The following is a 14,269-nucleotide window of genomic DNA, read 5'->3' as shown; positions in this document are numbered from 1 at the left end:
GGAAGACAACCACTAGTCCCAACTCCTTGGCTCACAGAACGACATGGCTACGATCCGACTTGAGACCGACGACGACGCCGCGCGCGACGACATCGTCGCGTGGCGCGGCGGCGTGCGGCTCGCCCAGCGGCTCACGCGCGTTGCCGCCCCGGGACACGGTGCTGCTCGCGCGATCCGCGCCGACGGCGCGTACGTGGTGACCGGCGGTCTCGGGGGCATCGGGCTGGTCGTCGCGCGCTGGCTGCTCGACGGCGGCGCGGGGCGGGTGGTGTTGTCCGGTCGGACGCAGCCCGACGGTGACCGCGCGGCTGCGCTCGCGGCGCTGCAGGCTGCGGGCGACGTGGCGTACGTGGCCGGCGATATCGCGGAGGCCGGCGTCGCCGATCGGCTGGTCGCCGCCGCGGAGCAGACCGGGCTGGCGCTGCGCGGCGTGGTGCACTCCGCGGCCGTCCTCGACGACGAGCTGATCACCGCGCTCACCCCCGACGCCGTGGCGCGGGTCTGGGCACCCAAGGTGGCGGGAACGCTGCGCCTGGATGCGGCCACGGCCGGCCGCGACCTCGACTGGTGGATCGGCTTCTCGTCCGTCGCAGCGCTTCTCGGCTCGCCCGGGCAGGGTGCGTATGCGTGCGCGAACGCCTGGCTGGACGCGCACGCCGCGGCCCGCCGTGCGGCGGGTGCGCCCGTGGTGGCGATCGACTGGGGCCAGTGGTCCGACGTCGGCCTCGCTCGCGCCCTCACGATGGACGCACTCGACCCGATCAGCCCCGCCGAGGGGCGCGAGGCGCTCGACGCCGTCGCCGCCGGCACCGTCGTCGGCGGTGTCCCCGCGCGGATCGGTGTGGCGCGGCTGCGGCTCGATCGTGCGGCCGCCGCGTTCCCGGAGCTGTTGCGGCTCGGCTACTTCGCGCCGCTGGCGGCCGAGCTCGCGGGCGACGACGGTGACGACTGGCCCGGCCCCGAGGCGCTGGTCGCAGCGGGCGGCGACCGCGCCGGTGAACTGGCCCTCGAGCGGCTGCAGCGCCGGATCTCGGCGGTGATGGGGTACGGCGGCACCGCGGCGGTCGACCCGGACCGACCTCTGACCGAGCTGGGTATGGACTCGCTGATGGCGGTCCGCATCCGCAACGCCGCACGCGGCGACTTCGGCGTCGAACCCGCGGTCGCACTGCTGCTGCAGGGCGCGACGCTGCGGGATCTGGCCGCAGACGTGGTGCGGCAGTTGGGGATCCCGGCCGCCGACGATGGCGCCGGGCAGGACGGCGGCGATGTGGACGGCGAGTCAGGACCTGCGGCGGCCCAGGCGGGGTCGCTCCGCGAGCGGTCACGGCAACGAGCGGCGGCGCGCCAACGTGCCGCCACCCGACGGAAGACAGGACAGCACACATGACAGGGCACGACGAGGGGCTCGCCGATGCGATCGCCGTGGTGGGCATGGCGGGGCGGTTCCCCGGCGCCGACTCGGTGACGGCGTTCTGGCGCAACCTGTGCGCGGGCGAGGAGTCGATCGTTGCGCTGACCGAAGCGCAGCTGCGCGCCGAGGGCATCGACGACGCCGCGCTCGGCGACCGGAACTACGTGCGCCGCGCCGCGTGGCTGGGCGGCGTCGAGGAGTTCGACGCCGAGTTCTTCGGCCTCTCCGGGGCTGCGGCCCGCATGCTGGACCCGCAGCACCGGCTGTTCCTGCAGTCGGTGTGGCACGCCCTCGAGGACGCGGGCATCGACCCCCGTGCCGAGGACGGACCGGGCACCGTCGGCGTGTACGGCACGAGCTCCGCGAGCGGCTACCTGCTGCACAACCTGATGTCGCACCTCGACCCCGAGCGCGTGATCGGGCAGGGCGCGACGTTCGAGATGATCAACCTGTCGCTGCAGAACGACAAGGACCACCTCGCCACCCGCGTGGCGCACCAGTTCGACTTCCGCGGCCCGGCCCTGTCGGTGCAGACCGCCTGCTCGTCGTCGCTGGTCGCCGTGCACCTGGCGAGCCAGGCGATCCTGTCGGGCGAGTGCGACGTGGCGGTGGCGGGCGGCGCGTCGGTGCGTGTGCCCAACCGCGTCGGGTATTGGCACGAGCCCGGCTCGATGTCGTCACCCTCGGGCCATTGCCGCCCGTTCGACGTGCGGGCCGACGGCACCGTGTTCGGCAGCGGCGTGGGCGTCGTGGTGCTCAAGAGCTACCAGCGCGCCCTCGAGGACGGCGACCGGGTGCACGCGCTGATCCGCGGCTCGGCGGTCAACAACGACGGCGCGACCAAGATGACGTACGCCGCCCCGAACGCCGTGGGGCAGGCGGAGGTGATCGCCGAGGCCCACGCCGTGGCCGGCGTCGACGCATCGAGCATCGGCTACGTCGAGACGCACGGGACCGGGACGCCGCTGGGCGACCCGGTCGAGGTCGACGGCCTGCGCCAGGCCTTCGAGCTCGCCGAGGACACCCGGCCCGGGCCGTGTGTGCTGGGCTCGGTGAAGGCCAACATCGGCCACCTCGAGGTGGCCTCCGGCATCGTCGGGCTGATCAAGGCGATCCTGTGCCTCGAGCACCGCGCCCTCCCGGGCACGCTGCACTACACGAGCGCGAACCCCGAGCTGCATCTCGACCGCGGGCCGTTCGAGGTACGCGGCCAGTACGGCCCCTGGGAATGGGACGGTCCGCGGCGCGCGGGCGTGAGCTCGTTCGGCGTGGGCGGGACCAACGCGCACGTCGTGCTCGAGGAGGCGCCGATCGAGGAGTCGCGTGCCCAGGCCGCCGGCCCCCGGGTATTGCTGCTGTCGGCCCGCCGCCGGGACGCGCTCGATCGCGCGCGCGCCGAGCTCGCGGCCGACGTGAGCGGCCCGGACGGTGTCGACCTGGCGGATGCCGCCTATACCTTGGCGACCCGGCGCGCGGAGCCGGTGCGCCTCGCGGCCGTGGCCCGCGACGCGGAGCACGCCGCGGCGGTACTGTCCGGCACCGTCGCCGACGACGATTCGGTCGCGATCGGAGAGGTGCCCGCCGGCGCCGAGGGTTCGATTCGGCCCGCTCGCTCCGCTCCCGGCGCCGCGGGGCGCGTCGTGCTGCTGTTCCCGGGGCAGGGTGCCCAGCACGTGGGCATGGGCCGCGGCCTGTACGAGGCCGAGCCGGTGTTCCGCGCCGCGGTCGACCGCTGCGCCGAAGGCTTCGCCGCCGAGCTCGGCTTCGACGTCCGCGAGACGATGTTCGACGGGCCCGCCCGCGAGCTGGAGCGCACCGAGCGGGCCCAACCCGCCCTGTTCACCGTGGAATATGCGATGGCGCAACTGCTCTCGTCCCGCGGGATCGTTCCGGCGGCGGTGCTGGGCCACAGCATCGGCGAGTACGTGGCCGCCACGGTGGCCGGCGTGTTCGACCTGCCCGGCGCGATCGCTGCCGTGTCCGTGCGTGCGCGGCTCATGCATGCCGCGCCGCGCGGGTCGATGCTCGCGGTGCCGCTCAGCGCCGACGACCTTGCTGTGCATCTGACCGCCGACGGCGGCGCCGACCTCGACGTCGCGACCGTCAACGAGCCGGGCGGGTGCGTGATCGCCGGCACCGATGCGGCCGTCGCGCGGCTGACCGCCCGCCTCGCCGAACACGGGGTGGCGGCCCGGCGCGTGCGTACCTCGCATGCTTTCCACTCGCGGCTCATGGAACCGGTCACCGCGGAGTTCGCGGCCGCCCTCGCGCGGATCCCGCTGCGCGAGCCGCGGATCCCGATCCTGTCCAACGTGACCGGCACGTGGATGTCCGCGGAGGACGCGACGGACCCGGCGGCGTGGGCGCGGCAGATCCGCGCCACGGTGCGGTTCGCCGACGACGTCGCCACCGTGCTCGCCGAGCACGGCCGCGTGCTAGTGGAGGCGGGACCCGGTGCGGCCCTGACCTCCGCCGCCGGCCGGCACCCCCGCTGGGCCGAGGGTCACCGCGCGGTGCGGACGATGCGCCACCCCGCGCAGAACCGCGACGACCACGAGGCGTTCCTGCTCGGCCTCGGACAGCTGTGGGCTGCCGGCGTCGACGTCCGGTGGGAGGTCGACGGTGACCGCACCGCGCGGCGGCGGGTCACCGTTGCGGGTTACCCGTTCGCGCGGGATCGACACTGGGTGGAGTACCGGCCCACCGCGGCGGGGCCCCGGCGGGACGCCGATCCCGCCGGAGCGACATCGGAACCGGTTGCGGTGCCGGGTGATTCAGGAAGTGGGACGATAGCTGACCGCCTCGGGCGGATCTGGTCGCAGTGCCTCGGCGTCGACGCGGTGGACCCCGACACCGACTTCTTCGCGCTCGGCGGCGACTCGCTGATCGCGATCGGCGTCGCGATGGCGGCCGGGCACCAAGGCCTCGAGCTGACCCCGCAGGATCTGTACGACAACCGCACCGTCACCTCGCTCGCGCGTGCGCTCGAGGAGCGGTACGCGGCCGGCGGCCTCGCGGGTCCGATGGACGAGTCCGCGCGCCCGCCCGTGCCGCCGAACGTCGCGCACCTCCTGGAGCACGGTTTGGCGGAGCCCGGCCGGTGGCGCACGCCGCTCATCGTGCGGCTGCGACCCGACATCGCCGCGGACGACGTCCGCGCGGTGCTCACCGCGATCACTGCCGCGCACGACGTCCTGCGCGTACGCCTCACGGAGCGGGCGGGACTGTGGGAGCAGGAGATCCGGCCCCCAGAGGAGTTCCGGGACCTGATGGTCGAGCCGCTGCCCGACGGTGTCGTCGACGCGGACGCCGCACGTGCGGCCGTACTGGGCGTGGTCGCCCGCCAGGTGGCCGGCCGGGGGATCGACAGCGCACCGCTGACGGCGGCGCTCGTCACCGATCCGGCGGGTGGCCCGAGCCACCTGGCCGTGACCCTGCACGGCGTCGCCGCCGACGCCGAGACGCGCGACATCCTGCTGACCGATCTGCTCGTCGGGTTCGGACAGCGGGCGGCGGGCGCGCCGATCGAGCTGTCGCCGGTGACCGCCTCGTGGGCCGACTGGTGCCGGCGGGTCGCCGGTCTCGCGACCCACCCGGCCGTGCTGGACCGCCGCGACTACTGGCTCGAACGGGCGGCCGGCGGGGGACGGGTCCCCCTTGCCGCCGGATCCGCGGCGGATCGGCCCGGGGTCACCGACCTCGTCCGGGTGCCGACCACCGTCGGCGTCGCCGACGTGACCGAGTTCGACGACGCCCGCGGCCGCACCGGAGCGCAGGTCGACGAGCTCCTGCTCGCCGCGCTCGCCAGGGCGGTCGCCGCCACCGTCGGGCCCGGCCGGGTGGCCGTGGACGTGACCGGCGCGGGACGCTCGGTGCTCCGGCCCGAGGTGGACCTGCACCGGACCGCCGGGTGGTTCGGGACGCTGTACCCGGTGGTACTCGACAGCGCAGCCGGCAGGCCCGACGGAGCGAGCGACGTCGAGGCGGCGGCCGACGAACTGGACGGCGTGCGTGCCGTTCTTCGTGGCGTCCCGCACCACGGCATCGGCTACGGTCTGCTGCGGTACCTGTACGCGCCCACCGCGGCCCGCCTGGCCGCGCTGCCGAAGGCCGACCTCCACTTCTCGTTCGCGGGCACCCTGCCCGAGCCGCCGGACGTCCCGGCGGACGCCCCGGTGCGCTTCGACCCGGACACCACGCTGCCCGTCCGCGAGACGCCGCCCGGCCTCGGGCACGCGCTCGAGCTACGGGTGTACCGGTCGCGGGGCGAGCTGCACGCCGACTGGTGGTACGACCGCCGCCGCATCGACCCCGACCGGGCGGCCGCCTTGGCCGCCGCCTATCCCGAAGCACTGACCGGCCTGGCACGCGATCTGATCGCGGCCGACGAGGCCGCCGCCGCCGTCGACGAACTGGAGCTGATCGACCTGTCTGCACTCGATGTCAGTGAGGAGGCGTGATGGGCACCGGACCGGCCGTGATCGTCGACCGGCTCGCGAAGTCGTTCGGCTCCTTCCACGCGCTGACGGGGATCTCGTTCGAGATCGCCCGCGGCGAGATCCTCGGCCTGCTCGGGCCCAACGGCGCCGGGAAGACCACCACCGTCGACATCCTCGCGACCCTGTCGCGGCCCGACGAGGGCCGCGCGGAGGTGGCGGGGCACGACGTGGTGGCCGAGCCCGCGGCCGTGCGGCGGTCGATCATGCTCACCGGCCAGCACGCGGCGCTCGACGACATGCTGAGCGGCCGGGAGAACCTCGTGATGTTCGGCCGCCTGCAGGGGCTGTCGAAGTCGGACGCGCGGGAGCGTGCCACCGAGCTGATCGACCGGTTCGAGCTCGCGTACGCGGCGAACCGGCGCGTGGGCACCTACTCGGGCGGCATGCGGCGGAGGATCGACATCGCCTGCGGGCTGGTGGTGCGCCCGGAGGTGGTGTTCCTCGACGAGCCGACCACGGGCCTCGACCCGCGCAGCCGGCAGGGTGTGTGGGATCTCGTGGCGCAGCTGCGCGACGAGGGCATCGCAACGCTGCTCACCACCCAGTACCTCGAGGAGGCGGACGCGCTGAGCGACCGGATCGTGGTGATCGACCACGGTGCCGTGATCGCCGAGGGCACCGCCGACCAGCTCAAGGAGCGTACGGGCGCCACCTACTGCGAGATCGTGCCGCGGCACCGGGCCGACCTGCCCGCCATCGTCGCCGCGCTGGGCTCGCTGCTGCCCGAGCAGAACCGACCCGCCGAGGACGCCTCGGCCGACCGCATCTCGATGCCCGCGCCTGACGGCACCGCGACCCTGGTCGCAGCCGTCGCGCGGCTGGACGAGGCGCACGTCGAGCTCGTGGACATCGCGCTGCGTCGCCCGTCGCTGGACGAGGTGTTCTTCGCCCTCACCGGCGACCGGCCGGCGCTGGAACCGGAGGCTGCGCTGTGACGCGGGCCGAGCCGCTGATCGCCGAGCGGGCGGAACCGCTCGTCGAGCCGCGCGCGGAGCTCACGGGCGCGCCGCGGTCGACGACATCGGCGCTGACGCAGTGGTGGGTCCTCACCACCCGCGCCGTGGTGCCCACCCTGCGCAACGGCGAGCTGGTCACCCAGGTGGCCGCCTCCATCATGTTCACCGTGGGCTTCTACATCCCGCTCAAGCACTTCATGGGCGTCTACGCCCGGGACATGAGCAGCTATGCGCAGTACCTGATGCCGCTCATCGCCCTGCAGGCCGTGTCGTTCGCCGCCATCTCGGGCGGCTTCCGCTCGGCCACGGACTCCGTGGCCGGCATCAACCGGCGGTTCCGCTCCATGCCGATCCCCCGGGCGGTCCCGATGGCGGCCCGGATGTCGGCCAGCATGTACCGGTGCGCCGTAGCGCTCGTGCTGTCCATCGTCTGCGGCTACGTGATCGGGTTCCGGTTCTACGGCGGGGTGGGGCACACGGCCGGGTTCTGCCTGCTGGTGCTCCTGGTGGGCGCCGCACTCGGGTTCCTCGGCGACTTCATCGGGGCCGCGTCCCGCAATCCCGACGCGACGACGCACCTGATGATGCTGCCGCAGCTGGTCTTCGGGCTGCTGTCGGTGGGGGTGCAGCCGGTCCAGCGATTCCCTACGTGGATCCAGGGGTTCGTGCGGGATCAGGCGATCTCGCAGTTCGTGTTCGCGCTGCGGGCGCTCGCCGGTGACACCACGCCTGCGGCCGGGGTCGTGTCGTGGTCGGTGGTCGGCCCGGCGGTCGCGTGGGCGGTGGGCATGATCGCCGTGCTGGTGCCCCTGTATCTGCTGGTCGTGGTCAGGAGGGTGGGATGACGGCGACGACCGGGGAGCAGTCCGGCCCCCAGACACCGCCCGCGCACGGCGGGGGGACCGCAGCCGGCGGGGCACACCGGGCGCCGTCGATCGGCGCGCACCGAGCGCCGCCGGACGGATCCCACCAGCAGCCGTCGGACCAGGCCCGCCGGGCACCGTCCGGCCGAGGCGGCGAGATCGTGCCGCCGCCCGGAGCGGAGGCGCGCTCGACCGCCCCGGAGAACTCGTGGCGGAATCTGGTGCCGCACACACTGCTGCTGGCCGGGCGCATCGTCCGGCGCTGGAGCCGCGACCCGGCGACGATGACCGAGACCGCGCTGGTGCCCATCGCGTTCCTGGTGACCCTCAACATCGTGTTCGGCGACGGCATCTCGCATGTCACCGGGCACAACGCGCTGTTCGGCAGCGTGCCGCTGGTCGCGATGGTGGCGGCCACGCAGGGAGCCACCGTCGGGGGGCTGGGCGTGATGCGCGAGCGTGACGACGGGCTGCTGGCGCGGCTGTGGGTGGTGCCGGTGCACCGGGCGGCGGGCGTGCTGTCGCGGCTGCTGGCGGAGGCGCTCCGCATCGTCCTCGCGACCGCGGTGCTCGCCTGCGCCGGGCTCGTGCTGGGCCTGCGGTTCGATCGCGGTGTGCTCAGCGCGATCGGCTGGCTGCTGGTGCCGACGGTGTTCGGGATCGCCTTCTCGGTGGCCGTGATGACGGTGTCGGTGTACTCCGCGAAGACGATCCTGGTCGAGGCGACGGCGCTGGTGTCCGGGCTGTTCATGTTCTTCTGCACCGGCTTCGTGCCGCTCGACCAGTACCCGAAGTGGTTGCAGCCGGCCGTGCAGCACCAGCCGTTCAGCACGACGGTCGACACGATGCGCGGCCTGGCCCTCGGCGGGCCCGTGCTCCATCCGTTCACCGAGCTCGTGGAGTGGTCCGCGGTGGTGGTCGCGGTGTGTGCCCTGCCGTTGGCGATCGGTTACCGCCGTGCGAGCAGGAGAGGCTGAGATGTTCACATCAGCGGTCATCCGACGTCTCGCGCGCAGCGAGGAGATGTTCGCGGACACCCACAACTTCGTGGGGCTGGGCGCGCACCTGTCCGGCGTCGTCGACACCGACGCGCTGGCGGCGGCCTTCGACGACCTGCTCGCGGCCCACCCCGTACTCGCGGCGCAGATCGTGCCCGTCGACGGTGGCGGCTTCGAGATCGTCGCTCACGACCTGCAGCACCCCGGGATCGACGTGTTCGGCCCGGGCGACGACGCGCCGCCGATATTCGATCAGACGCAGGCGCTGGTGCACCTGCGGGTCGCCGAGGGCGGTCCCGCCGACGGCACCTCGGCCGGGACACGAGCCACACTGTACGTTCACCACAGCCTCGCCGACGGCCATCACCAGTTCGCCCTCATCGAGGAGCTGTTCTCGCGCTATACCGATCTCGTGGCCGGCGGCCGGGGGGCGAGCGTGGCGCCCGCGCCCGCGCCGGCACCGCTCGAGACGGTGCTGGCCGAGCGCGGGATCACCCGGCTCGATCGCTCCGGTCTGGAGCGGTTCATGCCCGCGCTGTTCGCGTTCGACCTGCCGCCGTCGCGCCGCGCGACCACTGATGCCCGGCCACCGTTCCCCGTCCGGGTGCCGATGGCCACCGTCGCCCTGAGCGAGGAGCAGACCCACGCCCTGCTGGGGTACGCCCGTGCGAACAAGGTGAGCCTCAACGGAATCGTGTCGGCAGCCGTGTTGATCGCGGAGTGGCGGCTGCGCGGCTCGACGAAGATCCCGGTCCCGTACATCTACCCGGTGGACCTGCGTTACGTCCTGACGCCGGCGGTGTCCGCGACGGGCTGCACCAACCCCGTCGGCGTGGCCACATACCTGGCCGAGATCGACCACGGCACCGAAGTCCTGGCGCTGGCCGCGGAGATCGCGGGTGCCTTCCGCACCGACCTCGCGGAGGGCGTGGTGGCGCAGTCGCTGCTGCACTTCACCCCGCAGTACGCGGGCAACCCGCCCGGCCTACCCGACGTGGTGATGCTGACCGACAACGGGATCGTGCCGCCGATGCGGACCCCGCCCGGCGTCGAGCTGACCGAGGTGTACGGCGAGCTGTACTTCCAGGTGGAGTCCGGCATCGAGATGTACACCAGCAAGATCTTCGGCGGCCGCCTGATCGTCGAGTACCACTCCCACGGCCCCGACCCGCAGCGCTCGGTGGAGCAGGTCGGAGCCGTGCTGTCGGAGGTGGTGCGGTGATGACCCGGCGGACGGCGGGATCAGAACGAATAGCGGTGGTACTGCAGTGCGTTACGCACCGGCGGGGCGACCCGGGCGAGCGACCGCGCGGCGCGGAACCCCGCCGACGTCCGGTCGTACGGCTCGGCGCCGAAGAACGACACCGCTGCGACGGGCCGGATGCCGCTGACCCGGGCGAGGACGTCCTCCGGACGGTCCACGGCCCAGTAGAGCTTCGATCCGGTGCGCCGATTGAGCATGTGGGCGCGTTGCGTGCGGATCGCGAACCCGTTGTAGAAGTCGATCTGCAGCTCGCCCGACGGGAACCGGTCGACGACGTGCTGCAGCAGCTCCGCACCCTGCTCCGCGGTGAGGTACATGCTGATGCCCTCGGCGATCAGCAGTGTCGGCCGGTCCGCGGGGATCTGGTCCAGCCAGGTCGGGTCGGTCGCCGACGTGGGCACCAACGTGTAGCCGGGGCGCGCGGGGTAGATGGTCTCGCGCAGGGCGATCACCTCGGGGTAGTCCACGTCGTACCAGGCGATCTCGGGTCCCGGGTCCAGGCGTTGCACGCGGCAGTCGAGGCCGCATCCGACGTGGATCACCGTGGCGCGCGGGTGGGCGGCGAGGAACTCGCGGGCCCATGCGTCGTACTGCGCCGTGCGGACGGTGACGAGCGGCGCCCAGCGGGCGCTGATCCCCAGCTGCTGCCAGTCGTAGTCGAGGCGCTCGATGGCCTGCTGCGCGAACGTGTCTCCGAGCACGGGGCGGGCGAGTCCCGCGTCCCGGGCCTTGAGGTACAGGGTGGTCAGCATCGTCTGCGCCGGACCGGAGAGGTCGACGGTGGCCTTGTCGGTCATGCCGACCACAATAGCCGCCGCGGCGCCGTGCGCAACCCCCGACTGCGGATTCGTGATGAACGTAATCGATTGGGACGTAAGGGGAGTCGCTGATATGGGTGAGACGCACGAGGCGGCCCCACTGCGCGCGCTGCTGCTGTACTACAGCTACACCGGCCAGTCCCGGACTGTGCTACAGGCCGCGGGCGAGGTACTGCGCGACAACGGCTTCGAGGTGCAGGAGGCGGCGGTCGAGCTGACGGATCCGCGGTACGCGAAGCCGTTCGCGCGCTTCCCGATGCGGCGGGTGTGGCCCGACATGCTGAGCGTGCTGCCGGCGCAGGTGCGGCGGGCCGACGCGCGCGTCGCGGTGCCGGATGTGGTGCGCGAGGGCGGGTTCGACCTCGTATGCATCGGGTCGCCCACCTGGTGGAGCACCGCGAGCCTGCCCATCCGGTCGTTCCTGCGCTCCACCGACGCGCGGAAGCTGCTGGCGCGCCGGCAGTTCGCCGTATTCGTGGTGTGCCGGGACAGCTGGCGCGGCAACCTCGCCGCGGTGCGCCGCCTCGCCGAGTGGCAGGGCGGCCGATATGCGGGGGAGATCCACCTGACCTACCCCGGCGACCAGCTCCGGTCGATGCTGTCGCTGACCAGCTACCTGGGCTCGGGGCGGTACCGCGCACGCTATGCGGGCGTGCGGATCCCGGTGACCAATGTGCAGCCGGAGCAGCTCGACCGCGTCCGCGACTTCGCCGCGGATCTGGCCGAACGGACCCGCGCGGAGGTGATCGCGTGCCGCGCGAATTCGATGTGACGGTCTCGTCCCCGGCCACGGTGGATCAGGTGCACAGTGCATTCGGCACCGCAGGCTACTGGGAGGACCGGTTCGCCGCGTTCGATGCCACGATGACGCTCGACGAGATCGGTGTGGGCCACGACGGCACCGTCCGCGTATCCACGACCCAGGATCTGCGGCGCGATGCGCTTCCACCGCTGCTCGCGCGCTGCTATCCCGGCGACCTCGAGGTGCACGCGACCGAGACGTGGACGCCGGTAGCGCCGGGCCGCGTCGAGGGTGCCATCACGATCCGGGTCGCCGGAGCGCCCGGCTCCGGCTCCGCCGCGGCGGTCCTCGAGCCCGACGGTACCGGCTCCCGCCTGCGGGTGATCGGCGCTGTCCGCGTCGGGATCCCGCTGGTCGGTGGCCGGGTCGAGAAGTACCTTGCGAGTGGGTTCGCGGCGCACATCCCCGAGATCCAGGACTTCACGACGGATTGGATCGCGAGCCGTGTCTGAACAGCAGCAGTATTCGGTCGCCGCGCCGGCGGGCGCTTCGTCACCGGGGGGTGGCCCCGCCACCGCCCGGCGTGCGCCTGCACCGGTGCCGTCCCGCGCCGAGGCCTTCGCGCGCCTCGACATGCCGCTGCAGGAGGCGATGCGCACGCAGCGGGCGATCCGGCGCGTGCTGCCGGACCCCGTCGACGACGAGATCGTGCTGCGCTGCATCGAACTCGCGCAGCGCGCGCCCACCGGGCAGAACGGCCAGCAGTGGCAGTTCGTGGTGGTGAAGGACCGGCGGGTCAAACAGCGGTTGGGACGGCGGTACCGACAGGCGTGGACATTGTTCTACCGCACGGTGTATCGGCGGCAGGCCGACCGGGATCCGGCGAAGGCGCGGCTGGCCCGTGCCGTGCAGTGGCAGGTCGACAACTTCGCCGACATACCCGTCCTCGTCGTCGCGTGCCTGCAGCTCGGCGCGCGCGAGGGTCGCGTCCCGGCGTTGCGGATGCCCCACGTCGCGGAGTCGGGCTACTGGGGTTCCATCTATCCGGGGGTCCAGAACCTGCTGCTCGCCGCCCGCGCGATGGGGCTGGGCGCGTCGCTGATCACCATGCCGCTCTGGAACCTGCCGTCCGCCAGACGGATTCTGGCCCTGCCTACCGACGTGACACCCGTGTGTGTGGTGCCCCTCGGCTGGCCGCGGGGCAGATACGGGCCGTCGGGGCGTACCCCCGTCGGAGAGGTGACCCATCTGGACGGCTTCGGCAACCGGTACTGGCTGGAACCCACAGGAGACCTCAAGCAATGAAGATGCAGGGATTGAATATGCAATGGCATACAGTGAAGCCACTCACCTCCAGCCCGCTGTCGGGCTCGTCTGATCAGGAGAAGGTCCGATGAACATGCGCCCCGCGCTCCGAACCAACGCCGCAGTCATGGCCGCTGCGGCGGCCGTCGGTGTCACTGCGGCACTGATGCCCATGGCGTCGACCCCGAGCAGCTCGGCCGGCATCCGCCTGGTGGACAGCTCGGTTGTGAACATCCCGCAGAACCTGGCGGACATGATCGCAGACATCCCGGCGAACGAGCTGGCGGGCATCGACTCGATGAACAACGGGATGGTGGTGTCCGGCAACTGGTGGCAGTACCAGCCGGGCAACGTGATCGGTTTCGACCAGGGCGATCTCGCGAAGGTGAACGGCGTGGCGGCCATGCTGATCCCGGTGCCGAGCGTCGCGCAGGCGCTCGCGGATCAGTTCAACGTCATCGCGGAGGCCGAGTTCCCCATGACCGCCGGCTGCACGGGGGTACCAGGTCCCTGCAACAGCGCCACCTACTGGACGCCCTACTTCACCGTGACACCGTGGACCCTGCTGTCGGGCTACGACTTCGGTACGGTGGTGAACACCATCGACCCGAGCATTCCGATCCCCTGGTCGGACACCACGGGCACGCTCAACCCGTTCGGCGAAGTGGAAGCGCTCTGGGACACGCTCACCGCGACCCCGACCGGGGTAGAGGCCGTGCCGAGCCTGTCGGACTACGCCACCGCCCTCGCGGACCTCGGCGAGTCGTCTTTCAACGACCTGAACCCGTTCGTGTCCGGCACCTACTGCCTGCCGTGCCAGATCGTCGTCCCGGGCGCGCCGGACTCCCAGAGCCGCATCCCGCTGTTCGGGCAGTACTACACCTTCACCGACCTCGGACAGGCTCTGACTCCGACCGACTGGGCCGGGCACGCAGATCCCACAGCACCGGACGGGAACGTCGATGCGCTCAACTTCTGGAGCGCCGAGGGCCAGGAGACATTCTGGTCCGACGCCGTATCGTCCCTGACCGACCCCGCGTACGACCAGGCGGGGCTCGAGTCGGAGTTGACCCAGACCGCGGACTTCCTGCAGACGGAGTACGACAACTACAGCCCGTGGGTTTCGGGTGCCCCGTCGGGGATCACCGACGCCGCCGCAACCGTCCTGGGGGAGGGAGCCGCGTTCGCATCCGACATCGCGTCCTCGCTGGGGTTGCCTGCAGGCACCGGGACGAGCCTGACCAGTGAGTTGCCGTCCGCGGTGACCGCGCCCGCCGCTACCCCCACCACGGGTGGGATCACGAATACCGTGGCGGCCCTCGCCGACACGGTGACGGGCAGCAGCAGCGCCGCGGCCGCGGCGCCGGCCGCCTCCACCGCCCTGCCCGCGGCCGTCCCTGCCGCCAGCCC

10 protein-coding genes are annotated in these 14,269 nt (G+C 72.6%); 9 read left to right on the top strand and 1 reads right to left on the bottom strand.

Annotated features, from left to right (window positions below; translation table 11 throughout):
- Window positions 1–1,386 precede the first annotated feature (1,386 nt).
- From ABD908_RS23585 to ABD908_RS23565, 5 genes are read left to right on the top strand one after another with little or no spacing between them, the layout of a single operon-like run.
- Entirely contained in the window at window positions 1,387–5,874 is a 4,488-nt protein-coding gene (locus tag ABD908_RS23585; protein ID WP_345000624.1) for a type I polyketide synthase, read from the top strand.
- Complete coding sequence (locus ABD908_RS23580) at window positions 5,874–6,848, top strand: ATP-binding cassette domain-containing protein (RefSeq protein WP_345000622.1); 975 nt, start codon at window positions 5,874–5,876, stop codon at window positions 6,846–6,848. The genes ABD908_RS23585 and ABD908_RS23580 overlap by 1 nt, the downstream gene beginning before the upstream one ends.
- 14 nt (window positions 6,849–6,862) lie before the next feature.
- On the top strand, window positions 6,863–7,714 hold the full coding sequence (locus tag ABD908_RS23575) for an ABC transporter permease (RefSeq protein ID WP_385924338.1): 852 nt from the start codon (window positions 6,863–6,865) through the stop codon (window positions 7,712–7,714).
- Window positions 7,711–8,709 (top strand): ABC transporter permease, encoded by a 999-nt coding sequence (locus ABD908_RS23570; RefSeq protein ID WP_345000620.1) that lies wholly within the window; start codon window positions 7,711–7,713, stop codon window positions 8,707–8,709. Before ABD908_RS23575 ends, ABD908_RS23570 begins: the two co-directional genes overlap by 4 nt.
- Before the next feature lies 1 nt (window position 8,710).
- On the top strand, window positions 8,711–9,952 hold the full coding sequence (locus ABD908_RS23565; RefSeq protein ID WP_345000618.1) for a phthiocerol/phthiodiolone dimycocerosyl transferase family protein: 1,242 nt from the start codon (window positions 8,711–8,713) through the stop codon (window positions 9,950–9,952).
- 20 nt (window positions 9,953–9,972) lie between these two features.
- On the opposite strand, the gene ABD908_RS23560 is transcribed toward ABD908_RS23565, so the two are convergent.
- The gene (locus tag ABD908_RS23560) at window positions 9,973–10,791 is read right to left on the bottom strand and encodes a class I SAM-dependent methyltransferase (protein WP_345000616.1); all 819 of its coding nucleotides are present in this window, start codon (window positions 10,789–10,791) and stop codon (window positions 9,973–9,975) included.
- A 94-nt stretch (window positions 10,792–10,885) separates the two neighbouring features.
- Here ABD908_RS23560 and ABD908_RS23555 point away from each other — a divergent pair, with 94 nt between their 5' ends.
- The 4 genes from ABD908_RS23555 to ABD908_RS23540 form a co-directional block, all read left to right on the top strand.
- Window positions 10,886–11,584, top strand: coding sequence for a flavodoxin family protein (locus ABD908_RS23555; protein WP_345000614.1), 699 nt, complete (start codon window positions 10,886–10,888; stop codon window positions 11,582–11,584).
- A complete protein-coding gene (locus ABD908_RS23550) occupies window positions 11,563–12,066 on the top strand; it encodes a DUF2505 domain-containing protein (RefSeq protein WP_345000612.1) in 504 nt (167 codons plus the stop codon). Before ABD908_RS23555 ends, ABD908_RS23550 begins: the two co-directional genes overlap by 22 nt.
- 121 nt (window positions 12,067–12,187) lie before the next feature.
- The gene (locus ABD908_RS23545; protein ID WP_345000628.1) at window positions 12,188–12,859 is read left to right on the top strand and encodes a nitroreductase family protein; all 672 of its coding nucleotides are present in this window, start codon (window positions 12,188–12,190) and stop codon (window positions 12,857–12,859) included.
- An 88-nt stretch (window positions 12,860–12,947) separates the two neighbouring features.
- Window positions 12,948–14,269: hypothetical protein (locus tag ABD908_RS23540; protein ID WP_345000610.1), on the top strand; the 1,322-nt coding region annotated here is incomplete at its 3' end.

This window comes from Tsukamurella soli (genome assembly GCF_039541155.1).
Lineage (GTDB): Bacteria > Actinomycetota > Actinomycetes > Mycobacteriales > Mycobacteriaceae > Tsukamurella > Tsukamurella soli.
The sequence above is the reverse complement of the archived record's forward strand: the minus strand, read 5'-3'. Positions and strand labels throughout refer to the sequence as shown.

Coding starts and splice junctions, on each gene's coding strand:
- ABD908_RS23585 (WP_345000624.1), top strand. CDS start 1,387: ATGACAGGGCACGACGAGGGGCTCGCCGATGCGATCGCCGTGGTGGGC.
- ABD908_RS23580 (WP_345000622.1), top strand. CDS start 5,874: ATGGGCACCGGACCGGCCGTGATCGTCGACCGGCTCGCGAAGTCGTTC.
- ABD908_RS23570 (WP_345000620.1), top strand. CDS start 7,711: ATGACGGCGACGACCGGGGAGCAGTCCGGCCCCCAGACACCGCCCGCG.
- ABD908_RS23565 (WP_345000618.1), top strand. CDS start 8,711: ATGTTCACATCAGCGGTCATCCGACGTCTCGCGCGCAGCGAGGAGATG.
- ABD908_RS23560 (WP_345000616.1), bottom strand. CDS start 10,791: ATGACCGACAAGGCCACCGTCGACCTCTCCGGTCCGGCGCAGACGATG.
- ABD908_RS23555 (WP_345000614.1), top strand. CDS start 10,886: ATGGGTGAGACGCACGAGGCGGCCCCACTGCGCGCGCTGCTGCTGTAC.
- ABD908_RS23545 (WP_345000628.1), top strand. CDS start 12,188: ATGCCGCTGCAGGAGGCGATGCGCACGCAGCGGGCGATCCGGCGCGTG.